The sequence below is a fragment of the Nonomuraea sp. NPDC002799 genome (assembly GCF_053592075.1).
Window position 1 is genome coordinate 39296 of sequence record NZ_JBSFVA010000050.1, and the last position, 19361, is coordinate 58656.

Sequence of the window (19361 nt, forward strand, 5' to 3'; positions counted from 1 at the left end):
GATGCCGGGCACGGGCCGGCCGCCGGGCGTGCGCTGAAGGTCAGCCGCCGGCGCGCTCGTTGGGCACGCAGTGGGTCATCTTCAGCCCCTCGACGTCGCGGGGGCCGTTCCTGCCCAGCTTGGTCAGCCGCTCCCGGTCCTCATCGGTCAGGTGCTGGCCCTTCAGCGGCTCCAGGTGGGACACCTCGTCGGGCGTGATGCCCAGGCCCTCGCCCACGCGCAGCCCCAGGTTGTCCTCGACGAGCAGGAAGTGCCAGACCATGCGCTCCGCGACCCGCCGGTCGCACTGCCTCAGCGCGCCGACGAAGTTGTGCACGAGGTCGTCGCGCTCCCACTGCTCCATCAGCAGGTAACGCTGACCGGCCTGGGCGTAGTCGTTGGTGCGCGGCAGGCGCCGGCGGGTGAGCCGGCCGGTGACGACGGGGCCGATCTCGTCCGGATACGGCAGTTCGGCCTCGCGCAGCCCGTCGCGCAGCGACGGCTCGTAGTTGATGTGCGGGCTCTCCCCGGCGGTGTCGACGAAGTAGGTCATCTGGCCGTCACGCTGGTTGGTGCGGATGGCGGCGTTCCTGGCCTGGTTGACCGGAAGCTGGAGATAGTTGGGCCCGACGCGGTAGCGCTGCGTGTCGCTGTAGGAGAACGTCCGGCCGATCAGCATCTTGTCGTCGGAGAAGTCGAGGCCGTCCACGAGCACGCCGGTGCCGAACGCGGACTGCTCGTTCTCGGCGAACTGGTTCTGCACGTTGCGGTCGAGCACCAGGCGCCCGACGGGCCGGGCGGGGAACTCGTTCTCGGGCCACACCTTGGTGTCGTCCAGCGGGTCGAAGTCCAGCTCCGGATGCTCGTCGTCGCTCATGAGCTGGACGAGCAGCTCCCACTCGGGGTGGTCGCCGCGCTCGATGGCCTCGAAGAGGTCCTTGGTGGCGTGGCCCAGATCGCCGGCCTGGATGGCCGCGGCGTCCGCCTCGGTCATGCTCCGCACGCCCTGCTTGGGCATCCAGTGGTATTTCACCAGGGACGTCTCGCCCTGCTGGTTGACCCACTTGTAGGTGTTCACGCCGAAGCCCTGCATGTGCCGGTAGTCGGCGGGGATGCCGCGCGGGCTGAACAGGTTGACGAGCATGTGCATGCTCTCCGGCGTCTGCGACATGAAGTCGAAGATCCGGTTGGGGTCCTGCCGGAAGGTGACCGGGTCCGGCTTGAGCGAGTGGATGACGTCGGGGAACTTGATGGCGTCCCTGATGAAGAAGACGGCCAGGTTGTTGCCCACGAGGTCCCAGTTGCCGTCCTCGGTGTAGAACTTGATCGCGAAGCCGCGCGGGTCGCGGGCGGTCTCCGCCGAGTCGCGCCCGCCGATGACCGTGGAGAAGCGCAGGGCCACGTCGGTGCGCTTGCCCGCCTCCTGGAAGAGCTTGGCCCTGGTGTAGCGGCTGACCGGCTCGTCGCCGAGCTTGCCGTACGCCTCGAAGAAGCCGTAGCTGGTCGTGCCCCTGGCGTGGACCACGCGCTCGGGTATGCGCTCCCGGTCGAAGTGGCTGATCTTCTCCAGGAACTGGTAGTTCTCCAGCGTCGCGGGGCCGCGCGGGCCGATGGTCCGCTGGTTCTGGTTGTCGTAGACCGGATGTCCCTGCCGGTTGGTGAGCACTTCGCGCTCGTCGTTCGGCCGGGATCCCTTGCCGGTGGCATCTGTCATCGCACCGTTCCTTCCCCCGAACGAGGTCTTCCCCGACGGCCTCAAGGCCGGCACGGACTCGGGCAAAGATCCGGCTATGCGCGCCGATCCTTCGGCGGCACGACCTGGAGCGCCGTCTCCAGCGCGGTGGCCTCCTCCGGGGTCAGCCGCTCCAGGAAGTGGACCAGGGTGGCGGCCTGGTTGCCGCTGGCGGCGAGCGCGTGGCGCATCAGCTCCGCCGTGTAGGCCTCCTTGGTGGCGATCGGCTCGTAGACGTAGGCCCGGCCGGCCGGCTCGCGCTTGAGCAGGCCCTTGGTGTGCAGCTTGTCCATCACGGTCATGACCGTGGTGTAGGCGATCTCGCGCTCCTGGCGGAGGTCTTCGAGGACGTCACGGACGACGGCGGGCCTGCGGTAGGACCACATCCTGTCCATGATCGTGGACTCGAGCTCGCCGAGTGCGGGGCGCTTCATGACCCACATGCTACGGGTTGCAGTGAGGCACAACTGGTTGACCAGCCAAAGGCCGCACGCTGGTCCGCGTGACTACTGACAACGAGCCCGCCATCTGGGAGATGGTGGTCGTCCACCGCCTGTTCCGCCGCGAGTTGAAGCTCGCGCCGGAGCTCATCCGCCAGGTCGCCGCCGGTGACACCGGGCGGACCGCCACGCTGGCCGCCTACCTCACCGAGCTCCTCGACGGGCTGCACCATCACCACGAGGCCGAGGACAAGCTGCTCTGGCCGCTGCTGCTGGAGCGGGTCTCGCTGGAGGCCGAGCTGATCGCCGCCATGGAGCGCCAGCACGAGAGCGTCGCCGCCCGCATCGAGGAGCTGCGGCCGCTGCTGCCCGTCTGGCGGGCGGGCGCCGGCGCGGACGTCAGGGACCGGGTCGCCGACACGATCCGGCGCCTGCACGACGACCTCGTGGTCCACCTGGATCAGGAGGAGGAGCGCATCCTGCCGCTGGTCAGGGAGCACATCACGAAGCCCGAATGGGACGCGCTCAGCGAGTACGGCCGCTCCCACCTGGCCAAGGACCGGATGCTCATCCAGCTCGGCGCACTGCTGGAGGACGCCACGCCATGGGAGCGGCAGGCGTTCCTGGGCCTGCTGCCGTTCCCCGCCCGCGTGTTGTGGTCGCTGGTGGGCAAGCGGCAGTACCGCAGGGAGGTCACCAGGATCCGTGCCGCCTGATCATCTGCTGACGCCGTCGGCGGGCTGCCGCAACAGGCCGAGGTCGGCCCGCCGGGGCAGGCTCTCCCAGTCGCCCTGGGAGGTCACCGCGAACGCCCCCGCCGCGCACGCCGTGCTGAGCCGCTCCGCCGGCTCGGCTCCGGCCAGCCAGTCGGCCAGCCAGCCGGCCGCGAAGGCGTCGCCGGCCCCGACGGAGTCCACCTCGGTCACCGCGTACGGCTCCGCGCGCCACACGACGCCGCCGGTCAGCTCCATGGCGCCCTTGGCCCCGAACTTGACCAGCACGTGCCGCGGGCCGAACGCCGCCAGCGCCTTCGCCAGCTCCTCGGCCCCTTCGGCGTCGGCGGCCAGCCGGCCCTCGGCCTCGGTCGCGAAGACCACGTCCACGTCGCCGAGGTTCTCCCGCAACCAGGCCCCCGCCTCGGCGGGCGTCCACAACGCCCGGCGGTAGTTGACGTCCAGCGAGACGAGCACCCCGGCGGCCCGGGCCACGATGATCGCGTGGCGCACGGCCGCGCGCGCCGACTCCGACAGGGCCGGGGTGATCGCGGAGACGTGCAGCACGCGGGCGGACCTGATCAGCTCGGGATCGAGGTCGGCCACGCACAGCCGCGAGCCCGCGCTGTCCTTGCGGTAGTAGCGCACGTCGATCAGGTCGGCCGTGCGCCTGCCCTTGATCATCAGCCCGGTGGGCGCGTCAGGGTCGGAGATGGCGCGCACGTCCACGCCCTCGCCCGCCAGCGTCGCGCGGATCAGGTCGCCGAACTCGTCGGCCCCCACCCGGCCTGCCCACGCCGCCCGGTGGCCGAGCCGGGCCACGCCGATCGCGACGTTGGACTCGGCGCCGCCGAGACCCAGGTCGAAGTCGCGGGCGAAACGCAGCGGCCCGGTGCGGCGGGCGGCGAACAGCGCCATGGTCTCACCGAAGGTCACCAGATCGGTCATCGGCTCGGGCTACCCAGCTTTCTGGAGATTCGCGACGCCGCCCCCGCCACCAGCGGCCCCAGCTCCCGTACCCGCGCCGCGGTGACCCGCGAGGTGAGGCCGGAGACGGAGACGGCGGCGGTGACGTCGTCGTCGTGGTTGAAGATCGGCGCGGCCACGCAGCGCACTTCGGGTTCGTTCTCACGGTCGTCCACCGCGTAGCCGCGGCGCCTGACGTCCGCCAACTCGGCACGCAGCCGCTCGGGGTCCGTGATCGTGTGCCTGGTCCGCGGTTCGAGCGTCAGCTCGGCGACGGCCTCGCCGGGCTGCCAGGCCAGGATGGCCTTGCCGACCGCGGTCGAGTGAACGGGGCCGCGGCTGCCGATGCGCGAGGCCATGCGGACGTTCGTCTCGTTCTCCACCTTGTCGATGTAGACGACGTGCGGCGGGTCGTAGACGGCGAGGTGCACGGTCTCGCGCACCTCGCTCATCAGCCGGTGGCACTCCTCGGCGGCGACCGCGCGCAGGTCGAGCGTGGCCAGGTAGGCCTGGCCGAGCCGGAGCGTGCCGTGGCCCAGCCGGTAGCCGCCCGTCCCGCGGTCGCGGTCGAGCAGCTTGGTCTCGATGAGGGGCGCGGTCAGCCGCAACACCGTGCTCTTGGGCAGGCCGACCGCCTCGGCGAGCTGGGTGAGCGACAGGCCCGAGTGCTCGCGTACGTGGTCCAGCACGCTCAGGGCACGTCTGAGCGAAGCGGACTGGTTACGGTCGGATGCCACGAATGCCAACATACCTCGCATATTGCCATTTGCAATATCGAGTTTTGCACTGCACAACCGCCGCGCGGGTCAGGTTTTGGACGGCCGGTCGAAGACCGCGACCTCATGCTTGTCGCCGGGGGCCAGGAACTCCAGCAGCCGCCGCCCCTCCTCCTCGACCTCCTCCAGCACGGAGATCGGCGTCCACTGGTGGATGTTGAGGGTGGAGACGCCCTTGGCGCGGATGACCGTCCAGTCCCCGGCCGTGAAGCCGTCGACCAGGATGGCGCGCGGGGCCACGTTCGTGCCCGCGAAGCCCGCGGCCCCGGCCAGGCCGGTCTCGTTGACCACCCTCGACCGGTCGGCGTGCGACAGGAACAGGTTGTCGAAGTCGTACATCAGGCGTACCGGGGCGGGGGTGTCCTCGGCCGGCCGTACGGCGTCCGGCAGGTCGTACAACGTGCGGCCCGACGCGTCCCTGAACCGCACCAGGTCCATCGACTCCACCACCTCGCCCAGCCGCGTCAGCCCCGACCAGGTCTGCGCGTCCATCACCGACGCGGGACCGAACGCCCGCAGATAGCGCCGCACCAGCTCGGCGGCCGTCATCGGCGGCACGTCGAGGCCCAGCCAGGACGCAGCGCTCGTGTGCGCGACCGGCCCGCTCTTGCCCCACAACCCGCGCGGCGGCACCTGGACCAGCGGCACCAGCCACCGCACGCCCTGCCCGAGCGCGTGCGGATCGTGCGCGGGCCAGCGCTCGGCCAGCGCCCGCCCCAGGTCGGCGAAGGTCATCGGCCGCTCCTCCAGCAGCGACCGCCCGGCCGCCGCCAGCTCGGCCAGGTCCACCCCTTGCAGCCGCTTGCCGAAGGCCCCCTTGGTGCCGCGCTCGGTGACGATCTGCAGCAGCGGCCGCATGGCCAGGCAGTCGGCGGCGGTGACCAGGTGGATGGTGGAGCGCTGCAACGCGATGCGGACCAGCGCGCGCGAGGTCAGCAGGTCGGCGGCGTCGGCGGGCTTGAAGCCCTCGATGCGGCTCCACAGGCCGGTGTACCAGGTGTGCGGGGTCTGCGCCTGGAGACCGCCGACGCGCTCGACGACGTCGAGCACCGGGAGGCCGGCGCGGCGTAGCAGGAACTGCCTGTCGAGCGTGGCCCGATTGAGCGCCCGTTGGCTGATGAGGGGATCCATGACGTACAAGGTAGGGGCTATTGCGGCCGGTCCCGGGCCGCAATAGCCCCAAGGGCGCCGGCGGATCGCCGGCATGTGGTCTCTCAGCGCCTGATGGCACGCGCCTTTCCGTACTCTCTGAGGAACGCGTCCCACTCGGTGTTCCTGGCGAGCTGGAGGTCCGCGTAGTAGCGCGAGATCGTGCGCTCCATCGGGAAGTAGGCGCTGAGCCCGCCGCAGCCCTCCACCTTGTCGCCCTGGTGGCCCTCCTGGATCACGAAGCCGCCCGGACCGTGGATGGCCAGCAGCTTGTCGGCCACCGAGGCCAGCGTCGGGTCGGTCCGCGAGTCGACGACCAGCGCCAGGCAGAGCGTACGCAGGTCGACCAGCGACCGGTCGAGATGGAAGCGGGTGGCGACCGACTGGACGCTGTCCACGACGGACCTGTTGACCTGCACCTGACGCCGCAGGCCGGCGGCCAGGCTCTCGAACTCGCGCATGAACTCCTCGATGCGCGTCGCGTCGGCCGCGCACTGGGTGACGGTCTGGTGCGAGCCACGGTAGGACTTGAGGTACTCCTCCACGATGACCCGCCCCAGCTCCCTGGCGTCCATGTGCGGATCGGCCGCCATGGCGGTGAGGATCTCGGTGTACGGCCAGCCCTCGTTCGGTTCGAGCTCCTCCGAGCCCACCACGGTGCCGACGTGCTCGCGGAGCTCGTAGCAGACTTCGAGGTTGCTCATGAGGCAGGCGTCCATGCCCAGCAGGTCGAGCGGCCGGCCGAGGTCCTCGTGGATCCGCCGCATGACGGAGCACAGCTCGATGGTGTCCAGCGAGTGCAGGGTGCCGTCGTCGCTCGCGATGGCCCGCTCCTGGCCGCTGGGCAGCTTGAGTACCTCGCTCAGCGACGTCGTGAACACGGCCTGGGTGATCTCCGCGCTCTGCGCGAGCCTGGCGAGCTCGGAGAAGGCGGGCTCGCCCTCGGCCAGGGCCGTCCGCGGCGCCCGGCGCACGTAGCCGCTCTCGACGTCAGGCCGGACGGGCCGGCCTCTGACCTGGGTGTAGAGCTGGTCGAGGTCGTCGGGGGTCCAGCCGCCGCCGTGGTTCCAGATGACCAGCGCGTACCTCCTGGCGGGGGCGCGCCGGACGGCCCAGCGGACGAAGTCCACGACCGTCTGCGGATGGCCGGAGTCCGTGGACGGCGCCAGGTCCTCGATCACGTCGGGCCCGCCGCCGGGGCTGATCTCCATGCGCTGGGCGCGTCCGCCCGCGTCCTGCCGCTTGACGAAGGCGGTCACCCGCACCCCGTGGTGCGACGGGACGGCCCGCAACTCCTCCAGGTCACGCCCGGCGGCGTGGGACAGGTTGTGGTTGCCCGCCATGTACACCATGACGTTCCACTCGGCCGGGTCCTCCAAGCCGTGGAGGTCCCGTCGCGCGGGCTGCTCGCTCTCACCGAGCGCCTGCCACGTCGTGGCGCCCGCCACGCCGTCGGCAGGCAGGCCCTCGCGCTGCTGGAGGCTCAGCAGCGCGCCGTAGGTGGAGCCGCCGAAGTATCCGTCGGCCTGCACGCGGTGGCCACGGGCGCGCAGCAGCTCCTGGAGCCTCCTGACCTCTTCGCCTCTGCTGCCGAGTCGCAGCGTGGGCCTGGCCATCAGTCGGCGGCCCAGTGGAAGGTGAAGCACTTGCCGTCCGGAGACAGGTCCCCTACCGGGATCACGTACATCGGGATGTGGGCGCCGAACATCTTGGCCTTCCACAACACGATGTGGCCGCCGTCCCGCACGGACCTGGAGTCGAAGCGGGCGTGGACGTCGCCGTCGGTCTCGACGAAGCAGACCTGCCGCTCGCTCTCGTCGGTGACCTGGACGCCCTTCCACCACAGGCCGTGGGGGGCCGTGCTGATCCGCACCTCCGTGGTGCCGGGCGGCGCGGGGGTCTCGGTGAGGTGCAGGACGTCGCCGTCGCGCAGCCGGTGCGCGCTGGCGAGGTCGTTCCTGCTGATCCGGACGAGCTGGACCTGGGCGCGTCCGGGCATGCGCTCGTAGCGGACGGGCGCGCGCTGGTCGCCGTGCACGATGGCGAGCAGCTCGGGGAGCTGAGCGACGATCGCGGGCAGCGTGGCCTGCAGAATCGGGCCGAAGTAGCGCTGGTTGAGCTCACGGTCGGTGACGCGTACGGGGTGCTCGGCGCGGGCGCCGCGCATGCTCTGGAGCAGCCCCGGCAACACCTGCATGATGATCGGCGTGATGGTGCCGATGAGCTGCGGCACGAACTGCTGGAAGCGCTCCTCCTCGTTCTGGTCGGTGTCCGCCTTGGGCGGGCCGAAGGAGAGCAACTGCTCCACCATGGGCGGGATGACGGCCTGCACGACCGGCAGGAGCACGGAGGCGACGTCCATGAACGACCGGTCGGCCGCGAGCTGGACGTAGGTCTCCTGGACGGGCTGCTGCCGCTGCTGCTGGTGTTCCGTGGGCCGGTGCTCCATCCGCGGCCCGATCGGCAGGTGTTGCGCCTGCTGCGGACGTGCGCCGAACTGGTCGGCTGCCTGGTGGGTCAGCTGGAGACTCTGGAGGATCGTGGGGAACAGCACGTTGAGAATCCGTGCCTCCGTTCCCCGCTGCTCCTCTGCGATGTAGGACGGCATGAGTTTCTCCCGGCGTTTGGGGCATTCATCCACGCTGGACGCTATGAACGCGCTTTGCCGGGAGCATCAGGGAAAGCCCTAGGGATAACCCCGGGCTCTTTCCCTAATGACCGAAAGGGCTGACTCGGGTCAACCGGACACTGGACGGTCGCCGGACCAAGGCTCAGGATGAATTCTGGCCAGGGGGGTGAGTCCGATGACAGCCCGCGCCCTTCGCAGCGGACCCGAGTGCTCCCGTGACGAACAGTTCGTCGGTCGCAGCCGGGAACTGGCGGTGCTCCACGCCCAACTGGGCCGCGCCTGTGAGGGCCGCTCCAGCCTGGTCGTGCTGGAGGGGCCGGCCGGGATCGGCAAGACCGCTCTGACCGGGGAGTTCCTGTCCGCGATCGAGAACGCGATCGTGCTGGACGTGAGCGGGGAGGACGGCGAGGCCGAGCTCCCGTACGGCGTGCTGGGCCAGCTCGCCGCCCGGACGCAGCCCGTGCCGGAGGCGCTGGCCTGCCTGTCCGGGCCCGGCCCATCCGGGGGGCCCGACCCGCTCGTGGTCGGCGCCGCGCTGCTGGAGCTGCTGGCCCGGCTGCAGTGCACCGCGCCCGTGGTCATCGTGATCGACGGGGCCGGGTGGGCGGACCTGCCCTCGCTGCACGCGCTGACGTTCGCGCTGCGCAGGCTGCGTACCGACCGGGTGCTGACGCTCGTGATCACCAGGGAGAGCGACCATCCCCGGCTGCCCGACGGGCTGCGGCGGCTGCTGCGCAGCAGCGCCGCGCTCCGGCTGCCGCTGAGCGGGCTCGGCGCGCGCGAGCTGCAGGCGATGAGCGCCCGGCTCGGTCCCGTACGGCTGACACCCCAGGCCGCCGAACGCCTGCACGCGCACACCCGGGGTGTGCCCCTGTACGCCCGCGCCCTGCTCCAGCAGGTACGCGCCGAGACGCTGGCCGACGTGGACGCCCCGCTGCCCGCGCCGCGCGCCTACAGCACCTCGATACTCGACCGGCTCGGCGCGCTCGGGACAGCGGCGCAGCGGCTGCTGACGGCGGCGGCCGTCTTGGGGACGTCCGCGCCGCTGCACCTGGTGGCCCGCATGGCGGAGCTGCCCGAGCCGCTGCCCGCGCTGGAGCAGGCCACGGAGGCGGACCTGCTCGTCGAGTGGCGCACCGGGGCCGGCGTCTCGCTCGGCTTTCCCAACCCGCTGGTCAGCGCCGCCATCTACCACGATCTCGGCCCCGCCACGCGCCGGCGGTTGCACCTGCTCGCGGCCGACTTCGTGGACGACGTCGTGCAGCGGCTGCACCACCGGCTCGCCGCCGCCGACCAGGTCGGCGAGGAGCTGGTGGGGGAGGTGGCCAGCGTGGGGCGGCGGCAGGCGGCGGCCGGACGCTGGGCCAGCGCGTGCGGCTGCCTGACCCGGGCGGTGCAGCTCACGGAGGAGGGGCCGGGGCGGGATCGGCTCATCGCCGAGGCCGTGGAGGCGCTGCTCGCGGCCGGCCGGCCCGCCGACGCGGGAGCGCTGGCGGCCCAGGTGGCGACAGGGGCGGACCCGGTGGTCCGCGACTATGCGCTGGGGTCGGTGGCGCTGGTGGCCGGGCGGCTGGACGAGGCGGTACGGCAGCTCGACGACGCCTGGTCACACGCTCGCCACGATCCGGGGCGGGCTCCGGGCATCGCGGGGCGGCAGGCCATGGCGGCGGTGATCCGCGGGCGCGGCGAGGAGGCGGTGTTGTGGGCCACCCGCGCTCTGGAGGGCACCCGCCCGGGCGGCGGCTCGGATGGCGCTTCGGGCGGTGGTTCGGGCGGCGCTTCGGATGGCGGTTCGGGCGGTGGTTCGGATGGCGGTTCGGGTGGTGGCTTGGGCTGTGCTTCGGGTGGCGTTCCGGATGGGGGGCGGAGCGGTGGGCAGGGGGGTGAGCTCGTGCGGTTCGCTCAGCTCGCCGGGCTCGGGGTGGCGGGCAGGATCGAGGAGGGGCTGGCGTGGAGCAGTGAGCTGCCCGTGGCCGCGCAGGGCACGGCGGGCGACCTGGACGCGCTGCTGGGCCGGGGCATGCTGCGCCTGTGGTCCGACGATCTGACCGGCGCGTACGACGACCTGCTCGGCCTGCTCCCCATCGGCGCCACAGGGTCGGCGTCCTTCCAGATCCTGGTGGCGACCGCGCTGGCCAGGACCGAATACCGGCTCGGCCGCTGGGACGAGGCCGGCGCGCACGCCGACATCGGCGCCTCCACCGCCGACGACTTCGGTCAGACGTGGCTGGCGAGCTACGCCCACGCGGTGGCCACCCTGGTGCCCGCCGCCCGGGGAGAGTGGGAGCGGGCCGCCACCCACCTGCGCGCCGCCCGCGCCGCCGCCGGGCCGGACAACACCCTGGCCCAGGTCTGTACGGCCGGCGCCGAGGCCCTGCTGGCCACGGCCAGAGGCGACCCCGACGCCGCCATCACCGCGCTCACCCCCCTGACCAGGGTCAACGTCCCCATTGAGCTGCCCGTCGTGCTCTGGCGCACGCTGCTGGCCGACGCGCTGGTCAACGCGGGACGGCCGGAGGAGGCCGAGGAGGTCCTGGTGCCGTGCGAGCTGCTGGCCCTGTACGGCGAGCGGCGCAGCACCCTGGCCGCCACCGCCCGCGCCAGGGCCGGGCTGCACGCGGCCAGGCACGAGCCGGTCGAGGCGGAGTCGGCGTACCAGGTGGGGCTGGAGCACACGGCCAAGATCGAGATGCCGTTCGAGGAGGCGCGGATCCAGCTCGCCTACGGAACGTTCCTGCGGCGGCGCGGGCGCCGGGCGGCCGCGGCCGAGCAGCTTGAGGCGGCCCAGCTCACGTTGTCCAGGCTGGGGGCACTGCCGTACCTGGAGCAGTGCGATCTGGAGCTGGCCGCGAGCGGGCGGGCGGTGCTGCGTCCGCAGGACACGGCCAGACTGGGGCTCACGCCGCAGGAGCACACGGTGGCGGTGCTGATCAGCAGGGGGCTGACCAACCGGCAGGCGGCGCGGAAGCTGGTGCTGAGCGTGAAGACGGTCGAGTACCACCTGAGCCACATCTACACCAAGCTCGGCATCACCTCACGAACAGCCCTCATCGGCCGGCTGAGCGACCTGGGCGGATGACCCGGCGACTCACCCCCGGGGGCTGCCCCGGGAAGCCGTCCTCGGGACGGGTGTTCAGTCGTGCGGGCCGTTCGGGATGACGGTGATGCGGTGGCCGTCCGGCCAGGTAAGTGTCACCTCGTCGCCCACCTGCACCGCCGGGACCGGCACGTCGTCCGCGCCCAGGACCGCCAGCGCCACCGCCCAGCCGTCGGCCGCCACGCCGTCGAGCACCGGCACCAGGGCCGGGGTCCCGAACGCCGTGCCGCCGGGGGCTTCGGTGGCGGACGCGGTGGCGTAGCCGTACAGGCCGGTCAGGAGGGAGCGGGGAGCGTCCGGGGCGGTCAGCGCGACCGTGCGGCCGTGCACGGCGGCGGTCGCCCCGGGCAGCGCCCAGCCCGTCTGGCGGATCCGCGAGCCGGGCGCGACCCGATGCACCCGCACCTCCGCGGCCCCCCGCACGACGCTCACGCTCCACGTCCCCTCACCCGCCGACGCCGCCCACAACGACTCACCCACCCCGCTCACCGGACGGGCGCCGCCCGTCAGAGCGACCCCGTGACCCGCATCGGCGGTCCGGCCACTAACGGCGGTCTGGTCGGCATCGGCGGTCTGGTCGGCACCGGCGGTCTGGTCGGCACCGGGGGTCCGCCCGGCACCGCCCGTCCGGCCCGCGCCACGGGGTTCGATGGGGCCGCGTGGGGTGAGGGTGCCGTCGGGGAGCACCAGGCCGAAGTGGTTGTCGGGCAGGTCGTCCGGCGAGGTCGGCCCGGTGTGCGTGGAGTAGGCGTACCGGTCGTAGAGGGGATCTCCCAGGTGCTTCTGGCTGCCGTGGTTGACCACGCGGGCGATCCCGCCCGCGTTCTGGACCACGAGCCCCGGCCCTGACAGGGGGAGCAGGCCCTCGGGCCCGGGCTCCTCGGTGGCCGTCCAGAGCGGATGGCCGGCGGGCGCGAGCAGACCGGCGAACGCCTTGGCCGCCCAGTACGGCGACGCCGACCCCGAGTACGGCTGCAACGACGCCTCGTGCGGCCCATGCCAGCCCAGCGTCAGCAGCCCCTCGGGGGAGAGCGCGCCGCACTCCAGGAAGTGCCGCACCGAGCCCGAGGCGATCCGCCGGGTGGCCCCGGGCGAAAGCGGCGTGTCCCCGGTCACCGCCCCCAGCATCAGCGCCGCCGCCGCCCCGAACCGGTACGTCAGCGACCGCCCCTGATACAGCGGCTCCCCCTGCCCGCCGAACATCAGGGCGTAGGAGCCGAGGAACTCCCGCAGCCGCGCCCGGTGCGCCGGCAGCGCCACGCCGGACAGCAGGCTGTAGAGCACCGGGTAGAAGTGCAGTGCCCAGCCGTTGTAGTGGTCGAAGGAGCGGTTCTCGCCGTCGGTGTACCAGCCGTCGCCCGCGTGCCAGGGCTCGATGCGGGCCAGGCCGCGCTCGATCGCGGCCCGCGCCGCCGCCTCCTGGATCCCGGCGGCGGCCAGGAACCCGCCGACGGTCAGCGGGAAGAGCCACCAGTTGCTGTTGGCGGGCTCGTGGTCGAACACCGTCGCCAGGTAGCCGCCGAGCCGCTCGCGTTCGCCGTCCCCGAGGGTGTCCCACAGGTGCTCGCGGGTCAGCCAGAGCCCGAGCGCCAGCGAGGCCGCCTCGACCATCGGCTGAGACCGGTCGGCCACCGGCGGCCAGGACCCCGGCCCGCTTGCGAAGCCGGCCCGGTAGGGCTCCAGCAGCTTGGCGGGCCCGCCCCCGGCCACCCGGAACGCGGCGATCAGGAACGTCCTGGCGAACCCCTCCATGCCATCGCAGTCCGACCAGCTCGCCCGGCCCGGCAGCCGGATCGACGCGCCGTCCGCCGACCGGTACGGCTCCACCGCCGCCAGCAGGCCGTCGGCCACGGCCTCCCAGTGCCGGCGTGTCCACCCCGTGTACGGGCTGAGCGCGCGGTCCTCTTCGGGCAGCGGGAACATAGGACTCCAGGAGGGTGGAAAACGCTTTCCGTGAACTCTAGATCGCCCCCTCGCGCGGCACAAGGCCATTCGATCGAACGACGGTCATACGCTCGAAACGAACACCCGCCCCGAAGGAGTTCTCCTTGTCCGTCGAGCAGCGCCACAGACTCATCCTCCACCGGCTCCGCGACCGGGGCTCGGCCAAGCTGGCCGACCTGGCCGAGGAGCTGGGCGTCTCCGCCGTCACCCTGCGCAGAGACGTCGAGCACCTGGCCACGCAGGGCCTGCTCACCCGGGTGCACGGCGGAGTCACGCTGCCCCGCGAGCCCGTGCCCGTGGCCCGGCTGACCATCGGCATGCTGGTCCCGACGGCGCACTACTACTACCCGGACGTGATCAAGGGCGCTCAGGAGCAGGCGGCCAGGGCGGGCGCGCGGCTGGTGCTGGGCATCTCGCGCTACGAGGACGCCGAGGACCGCGCGCAGGCGCGCCAGCTCGTCGAGGGCGGCGCCGACGGCCTGCTGCTCACGCCGAGCCGGCAGCCCGACGACTCCCACACCGACTGGCTGGCCGGGCTGGGCGTCCCCGCCGTGCTGGTGGAGCGGCGGGCCGAGCCGGCCGGACCGGCGGCCACGCTCGACGCGGTCGGCTCCGACCACGCGCACGGCGCCCACCTCGTCGTACGCCACCTGGCCGAGCTCGGCCACCGCAGGCTCGCCCTCGTCGCCCACCCCAGCCCGACCACGCCGAGCATCACGGCGGGTCTGCTGGCGGGCGCCTCGGCGCTGGGCCTGGACGCTCCCGAACGGATCGTCATCGACCGGGAGCGCCCGGACGACCTGCCGGCCGGGGTGTTGCGGCTGGTGCGCGACGGCGGCGTGACCGGCCTGCTCGTGCACAACGACGAGGACGCGCTCTCGCTGGTCAGGCACCTGGGCGCGGCAGGCGTGGACATCCCGGGCGAGGTGTCGCTGGTCGCCTACGACGACGAGGTGGCCGCCTTCTGCTCGCCGTCGCTCACCGCCGTCGCCCCGCCCAAGACGGAGGTCGGCCGCTGCGCGGTGGAGCTGCTGGTCACCCGCCTCACCCGGGGACCAGGGGCCGCCGGGCGCCATCTGTCGTTGCTGCCCGAGCTCCGGGTCCGCGAGTCCACCGCTTCGTTATGATCGATTTGACCGTATGAGCGGCGGGGAGCGAAATGATCGAAGCACGGCCGAAGACCCTGCTCGCCATGGGACACGACGTGGCCGCCCGGCTCGTCACCGGCCCGGCGCGCGAGCGCCTGATCACGATCGCCGACGTCGACCCCGACCTGGTGGCCGCCGACTTCGCCGACCCGGCCGTGGCCGGGGCGCTGGCCACGGCGGAGGTGCTCTGGACGAGCTGGTGGTGCCCGCCGATCACCCAGGACGTGCTCGACAGGGCGCCCAGGCTGCGCGCGATCGTGCACGCGGCCGGCAGCGTCAAGCACCACGTCACCGAGGCGTGCTGGCAGCGCGGCATCGTCGTCTCCTCCGGGGCGGCGGCCAACGCCGAGCCCGTCGCCGAATACACGCTGGCCTCGATCCTGTTCGCCGGCAAACGTGTCCTGGACATCGCCCGGCTCTACCGCGAGCACCGGGCCGCGCTGGATCTGGACGGCCGGTTCCCCGGGTTCGGCAACTACCGGCGCACGATCGGCATCGTGGGCGCCTCCAGGATCGGGCGGCGGGTGATCGAGCTGCTGCGGTCGTTCGAGCTGGAGGTGCTCGTCGCGGACCCGTACCTGACGGAGGACCTGGGCGTGGCGCACGTCGAGCTGGACGAGCTGTTCGGGCGGTGCGACGTGGTCAGCCTGCACGCGCCCGCGCTGCCCGAGACCAGGCACCTGGTCGACGCCGACCGCCTGGCCCGCATGCCCGACGGCGCGACGCTGATCAACACGGCCCGTGGCGCGCTCGTCGACCAGGACGCGCTCATCGCCGAGCTCGCCAGCGGACGGCTCTACGCGGTCATCGACGTGACCGAGCCCGACGTGCTGCCCGACGGCTCGCCGCTCTACGACCTGCCCAACGTCCTGCTCACGCCGCACATCGCCGGATCGCTCGGCGGCGAGCTGGCGCGCATCGCCGACCTGGCCCTCGACGAGCTCGCCAGGTACGCCGAGGGGCGGCCGTTCGCGTACGGGGTCGAGGCGGGGGAGCAGGCCAGAAGCGCCTGACGTTGAGGCGGAGGAGCAGGCCAGAAGCGCCTCATGGCGAGGCGGAGGAGCCGGCCAGGAGCGCGTGACGTCGAGGCGGAGGAACCGGCCGGAAGCGCGTAATGACGAGAATGCCGGGTCGGCCCTACGCTGCTCTGCATGCACAAACGGGTGATCGACGAGCGCTTCGAGTTGGTGGAGCGGCTCGGCGGCGGTGGCATGGGCCTGGTGTGGCGCGCCTGGGACGTGGCCCTGCACCGTGAGGTCGCGCTCAAGGAGGTACGCCCGCCCGACCCCGCCATGGACGAGCACGATCCGGCCGCCGGCCGCGAGTTGCGCGCCAGGGTGCTGCGCGAGGCGCGAGCCCTGGCCAGGCTGAACCACCCCCACGTGGCCACCATCCACCACATCGTGGACCCCGGCGAGCAGACCTACCCGTGGATCGTCATGGAGCTGGTCACCGGCGGCTCGCTCCAGGACCGCCTCCAGCGCGGGCCGATGACGCCGCTTGAGGTAGCGCGGCTCGGCCGCGAGGTCCTGTCCGCGTTACGCGCGGCGCACGCGGTCGGCATCCAGCACCGCGACGTCAAGCCCGCCAACGTGCTGCTGCGCGAGGACGGCCGGTCGGTGCTCACCGACTTCGGCATCGCGGCGGTGCGGGAGTCGACGAGCCTGACGGCCACGGGGTCGTTCATCGGCTCGCCGGAGTACATGGCGCCCGAGCGCATCAACGGCGTCGAAGGCGATCCGGCGTCCGACCTGTGGTCGCTCGGGATGCTCCTGTACGTGGCGGTGGAGGGGCGGCATCCGCTGCGCAGGAGCACCACGCTGGCGACGCTGGCTGCGGTGCTCAACCAGGACGTGCCACCGGCCGGGCGGGCAGGGGCGCTCACCCCGGTGCTGGCGGCGTTGCTCAGGCGGGACCCCGCCGCCCGGCCCGACCCCGACACCCTGGACCGCATGCTCGCCGCGGCGGCCGACCCCACCTCCACCCCGCTCCGGCCGGGCGGGATGCAGCAGGGCGGGATCCAGCAGGGCGGGATCCGGCAGGGAGAAGTCCGGCAGGGAGAAGTCCGGCAGGGCGGGAGCCAGCAGGGCCCGATGGGGCCTGGGCCCATGATGCCGGGGTCGCCCGTGTCCGGCGGCGGGTACGCGCAGCCGTCCGGGTCCGGCGGCGGGTACGCGCAGCCGTCCGGGTCCGGCGGCGGGTACGCGCAGCCGTCCGGGTCCGGCGGCGGGTACGCGCAGCCGTCCGGATCCGCAGGTGGCCATGGGCGGCCCACGCAGCCGCCCATGGCGGGCGGGCCGCATACCGTGCCGCCCGGGTACGCCCACCCGGGCCGGCAGCCACCTCCGTGGGGTGCGGCGCCGGTCGCCAAGGCCGACACCATGAACTCCCGCCGCTCCCGCGGCCCCGCCCGCACCGTGACGGCCGCCGTCGCCACGGCGGTGGTCGTGGTCGCCGGCGTGCTGGTGTGGCGGCTGCTCCCGCCCCTGTTCTCCGGCGAAGACCCGGGAGCGCTACGGGCCACCACCGGGACCAGCGGCGAGGCCGACCCCACCCGCGAGACCGACCCCACCCGAGGCGGCGACGACGTCACCCCGCGCAGCACGCCCGCGACCGAGAACCTGCACAGCCCGGCGGGAATGCGCGCCCTGATCGCCAAGATCAAGACCGTCACCGGCGGCAGCACCGTCGTCAGGATGACGGTGTACCCGACCTACGCCTCCATCCAAGCGCCGATCAAGAACGACAAGGAGATCTACGACACCTATATGTACCGCGAAGGCCAGTTCACCCGTGCTCCCATGGGCGGCAAGGTGGACGGTCCGGTCGTGGACCTCGACAAGTACAACTGGAACGCCCTTCCCGCCCTGCTCAAGAAGGCCACCAACGACCTGGGCGTCCCCAAGCCCACCTCGCGTTACCTGATCGTGGACCCCAACTACGTCTTCACCAGCCCGAGCCAGGTCCTGCTCGTCTACGCCAGCGACGGCTACCGCTCCGGCTATCTGGTCGCCAACCTGCGGGGCAAGGTCGTCAAGACGTACGCGGACGACTAGCGTCCCGGTCCCGCGCCGCTGACGATGGGTCACCGCGCCGATGAACCGCACGCGCCGTCGTCCCCCGATCGCGGGGCCGAAGGTCGGCTCAGGTCGCCGGGAGGGCCGTGGCCAGCAGGACGACGCCGAGTGAGCCGATCAGCGAGCTGATCGCCATGCTCCGGGCCAGCAGCGGGCGGCCCGCGCCCGTGGCCCAGCCGTGCAGGCCGGCCATCGCCATGACCGCGCAGAACAACAGCAGCTTGGCGGCCAGGATCCGGCCGTAGCCGGGTTCGGCGAGAGCGGCCCAGGTGACGCCCTTGTGCCAGGCGAGGGCCACGCCGGTGGCGAGCTGCACAGGCAGGAACGCCGCGACGGTGATCAGGCCGAAGCGGCGGCCGACGGCGTTGAGCATCTCGCCGCGCCGGCGCTCGTCCAGGAGCCGGCGAGCCAGGGGCAGCACCACCAGCGACACCGCGAGCTGGCCGCCCACCCACAACGCGGCCCCCAGCACATGCAGAAACCGCACCACCGTCCACCAGGTCACGACCCGCCCACCTCCGGCATCCTGGCCGGGTCGCGGCTCCTGACGGCGTCGCGCATCCCGATGGCGACGTCACGCGCGGTCATCTCTGCTGCCACTGCTCCATGCCCCTCCCCAGGGACTCGTTCACCGTGAGAAGGAAGGCGGCGGAGGAGGCGAAGCGGGCGCCCGCCGGGGTCGCGACCCCGAGAATCTCGGCTCCGCGCTGCGATCCGGCCGCCAGGACCTCGTTCATCTGCATGGCCGCGAGGGTGGACCGGAGCCAGACCTCATCGTCGATGACATAGCTTTCGCGGCGCATGCCGGGAACTCGTTCGCGCCTGAGCATTCCCTGCTGTTCGAGGAAGGTGACGGCGTGCGAGACCGACGCCGGGCTGACGCGAAGCCGCTTCACCAGGTCGGCGGCCGTGAGGGCGCCGGAGTCGGTGATGTAGAGGCAGGCCACCACCCTGGCCATCATCCGGGGCAGCCCTTGCTGAACGAGGAGATCGGTGAAGGACTCCGTGAACTCCTGGACCGCGTGCGGGTCACGCCCATGGCCGCTGTCGGGGAGCGGCTGCGGCGGAGGCTGGGCCTGCTTCTGCCGGCGCGCACGATGCCGCGTGGCCTCGTGCGCCCGCTCCGCCCCGTACTCGTCGGGCCCGCCGTTCCGGGTGACCTCCCGCATGATGGTCGAGGCGGGCCGCCCCAGACGCTGGCCGATCTCTGTGTATCCGAGTCCCTCGGCCAGTCCCGCGGCGATGTGCTGCCGGTCCTGGCTGGTCAGTCTGCCTCCGGGCATCGGTGCTCGTCTCCTATCGCTCGGCATGCGCGAGGCGCAGCGCCCGCACACCCGCTGCACAGTATGCATTCACCGGCAGCCTATTGCAATTTGCATCGTGATCACGCATTGCGTTCAGTCTCACATTCATTGCAAAATCCATCATTTGAGCCGATGGAACAGGCAGAAGTTGCCGGTTTTGCATGTTGACGTATTTATGAACGCAATATAGTGTCGCAGACGTTCAGAGATTCACGAACATAAGTGAACGCCAGAGCAAGGAGATTCATGATGGGAAACAACGGCAGCGGGTTCTCCGACGCGGGGCTGCGCAGGCTGCGTGAGGTGCTGGCCCGGCATGTCGATTCGGGGAAGATCCCCGGGCTGGTCGCCCTGGTCTCGCGGGGTGGTCGGACGCATGTCGAGGCGATCGGGACGATGCGTCATGA

15 protein-coding genes are annotated in these 19361 nt (G+C 72.3%); 5 read left to right on the forward strand and 10 right to left on the reverse strand.

Annotated features, from left to right (window positions below; genetic code table 11):
* Window positions 1–40: 40 nt before the first annotated feature.
* Window positions 41–1693: a catalase gene (locus ACWD0F_RS46670; protein ID WP_449888787.1), complete on the reverse strand. Its 1653-nt coding sequence runs from the start codon at window positions 1691–1693 to the stop codon at window positions 41–43.
* A 74-nt stretch (window positions 1694–1767) separates the two neighbouring features.
* Window positions 1768–2145: a BlaI/MecI/CopY family transcriptional regulator gene (locus tag ACWD0F_RS46675; protein WP_449888789.1), complete on the reverse strand. Its 378-nt coding sequence runs from the start codon at window positions 2143–2145 to the stop codon at window positions 1768–1770.
* 68 nt (window positions 2146–2213) lie between these two features.
* Between ACWD0F_RS46675 and ACWD0F_RS46680 the strand changes: the two genes are divergently transcribed.
* The gene (locus tag ACWD0F_RS46680; protein WP_449888791.1) at window positions 2214–2867 is read left to right on the forward strand and encodes a hemerythrin domain-containing protein; all 654 of its coding nucleotides are present in this window, start codon (window positions 2214–2216) and stop codon (window positions 2865–2867) included.
* Here ACWD0F_RS46680 and ACWD0F_RS46685 read toward each other — a convergent pair whose 3' ends face one another.
* The 5 genes from ACWD0F_RS46685 to ACWD0F_RS46705 form a co-directional block, all read right to left on the reverse strand.
* Window positions 2868–3812, reverse strand: a complete 945-nt coding sequence (locus ACWD0F_RS46685; protein WP_449888793.1) for a sugar kinase — start codon at window positions 3810–3812, stop codon at window positions 2868–2870. It lies immediately after the preceding gene.
* Complete coding sequence (locus ACWD0F_RS46690; RefSeq protein ID WP_449888794.1) at window positions 3809–4579, reverse strand: IclR family transcriptional regulator; 771 nt, start codon at window positions 4577–4579, stop codon at window positions 3809–3811. Before ACWD0F_RS46690 ends, ACWD0F_RS46685 begins: the two co-directional genes overlap by 4 nt.
* A gap of 57 nt (window positions 4580–4636) precedes the next feature.
* On the reverse strand, window positions 4637–5737 hold the full coding sequence (locus ACWD0F_RS46695; protein ID WP_449888796.1) for a winged helix DNA-binding domain-containing protein: 1101 nt from the start codon (window positions 5735–5737) through the stop codon (window positions 4637–4639).
* Between the two features lie 83 nt (window positions 5738–5820).
* Window positions 5821–7401 carry a clostripain-related cysteine peptidase gene (locus ACWD0F_RS46700; RefSeq protein ID WP_449888798.1) on the reverse strand — a complete coding sequence of 527 codons (1581 nt, stop codon included), beginning with the start codon at window positions 7399–7401 and terminating at the stop codon, window positions 5821–5823.
* A complete protein-coding gene (locus ACWD0F_RS46705) occupies window positions 7371–8363 on the reverse strand; it encodes a hypothetical protein (RefSeq protein WP_449888800.1) in 993 nt (330 codons plus the stop codon). The genes ACWD0F_RS46700 and ACWD0F_RS46705 overlap by 31 nt, the downstream gene beginning before the upstream one ends.
* 196 nt (window positions 8364–8559) lie before the next feature.
* Here ACWD0F_RS46705 and ACWD0F_RS46710 point away from each other — a divergent pair, with 196 nt between their 5' ends.
* Window positions 8560–11463, forward strand: a complete 2904-nt coding sequence (locus ACWD0F_RS46710) for an AAA family ATPase (protein WP_449888802.1) — start codon at window positions 8560–8562, stop codon at window positions 11461–11463.
* Window positions 11464–11517: 54 nt separating this feature from the next.
* Here the strand turns inward: ACWD0F_RS46710 and ACWD0F_RS46715 are convergent, their stop codons facing one another.
* Complete coding sequence (locus tag ACWD0F_RS46715; RefSeq protein ID WP_449888804.1) at window positions 11518–13404, reverse strand: DUF2264 domain-containing protein; 1887 nt, start codon at window positions 13402–13404, stop codon at window positions 11518–11520.
* A gap of 125 nt (window positions 13405–13529) precedes the next feature.
* Between ACWD0F_RS46715 and ACWD0F_RS46720 the strand changes: the two genes are divergently transcribed.
* The 3 genes from ACWD0F_RS46720 to ACWD0F_RS46730 all read left to right on the forward strand — a co-directional run bounded on the left by ACWD0F_RS46720 (window position 13530) and on the right by ACWD0F_RS46730 (window position 17629).
* On the forward strand, window positions 13530–14552 hold the full coding sequence (locus ACWD0F_RS46720) for a substrate-binding domain-containing protein (RefSeq protein ID WP_449888805.1): 1023 nt from the start codon (window positions 13530–13532) through the stop codon (window positions 14550–14552).
* 32 nt (window positions 14553–14584) lie between these two features.
* Complete coding sequence (locus ACWD0F_RS46725) at window positions 14585–15586, forward strand: hydroxyacid dehydrogenase (protein WP_449888807.1); 1002 nt, start codon at window positions 14585–14587, stop codon at window positions 15584–15586.
* A gap of 138 nt (window positions 15587–15724) precedes the next feature.
* Entirely contained in the window at window positions 15725–17629 is a 1905-nt protein-coding gene (locus tag ACWD0F_RS46730) for a protein kinase domain-containing protein (protein WP_449888808.1), read from the forward strand.
* 88 nt (window positions 17630–17717) lie between these two features.
* Here ACWD0F_RS46730 and ACWD0F_RS46735 read toward each other — a convergent pair whose 3' ends face one another.
* Window positions 17718–18155, reverse strand: coding sequence for a hypothetical protein (locus ACWD0F_RS46735; RefSeq protein WP_449888810.1), 438 nt, complete (start codon window positions 18153–18155; stop codon window positions 17718–17720).
* A gap of 79 nt (window positions 18156–18234) precedes the next feature.
* On the reverse strand, window positions 18235–18933 hold the full coding sequence (locus tag ACWD0F_RS46740; RefSeq protein WP_449888812.1) for a helix-turn-helix domain-containing protein: 699 nt from the start codon (window positions 18931–18933) through the stop codon (window positions 18235–18237).
* Between the last annotated feature and the right edge of the window lie 428 nt (window positions 18934–19361).

Excerpts from the sequence above, each read along its gene's own strand:
- ACWD0F_RS46670 (WP_449888787.1), bottom strand. The coding sequence starts at position 1,693 with ATGACAGATGCCACCGGCAAGGGATCCCGGCCGAACGACGAGCGCGAA.
- ACWD0F_RS46675 (WP_449888789.1), bottom strand. The coding sequence starts at position 2,145 with ATGAAGCGCCCCGCACTCGGCGAGCTCGAGTCCACGATCATGGACAGG.
- ACWD0F_RS46685 (WP_449888793.1), bottom strand. The coding sequence starts at position 3,812 with ATGACCGATCTGGTGACCTTCGGTGAGACCATGGCGCTGTTCGCCGCC.
- ACWD0F_RS46690 (WP_449888794.1), bottom strand. The coding sequence starts at position 4,579 with ATGTTGGCATTCGTGGCATCCGACCGTAACCAGTCCGCTTCGCTCAGA.
- ACWD0F_RS46695 (WP_449888796.1), bottom strand. The coding sequence starts at position 5,737 with ATGGATCCCCTCATCAGCCAACGGGCGCTCAATCGGGCCACGCTCGAC.
- ACWD0F_RS46705 (WP_449888800.1), bottom strand. The coding sequence starts at position 8,363 with ATGCCGTCCTACATCGCAGAGGAGCAGCGGGGAACGGAGGCACGGATT.
- ACWD0F_RS46710 (WP_449888802.1), top strand. The coding sequence starts at position 8,560 with ATGACAGCCCGCGCCCTTCGCAGCGGACCCGAGTGCTCCCGTGACGAA.
- ACWD0F_RS46715 (WP_449888804.1), bottom strand. The coding sequence starts at position 13,404 with ATGTTCCCGCTGCCCGAAGAGGACCGCGCGCTCAGCCCGTACACGGGG.
- ACWD0F_RS46725 (WP_449888807.1), top strand. The coding sequence starts at position 14,585 with ATGATCGAAGCACGGCCGAAGACCCTGCTCGCCATGGGACACGACGTG.
- ACWD0F_RS46730 (WP_449888808.1), top strand. The coding sequence starts at position 15,725 with ATGCACAAACGGGTGATCGACGAGCGCTTCGAGTTGGTGGAGCGGCTC.
- ACWD0F_RS46740 (WP_449888812.1), bottom strand. The coding sequence starts at position 18,933 with ATGCCCGGAGGCAGACTGACCAGCCAGGACCGGCAGCACATCGCCGCG.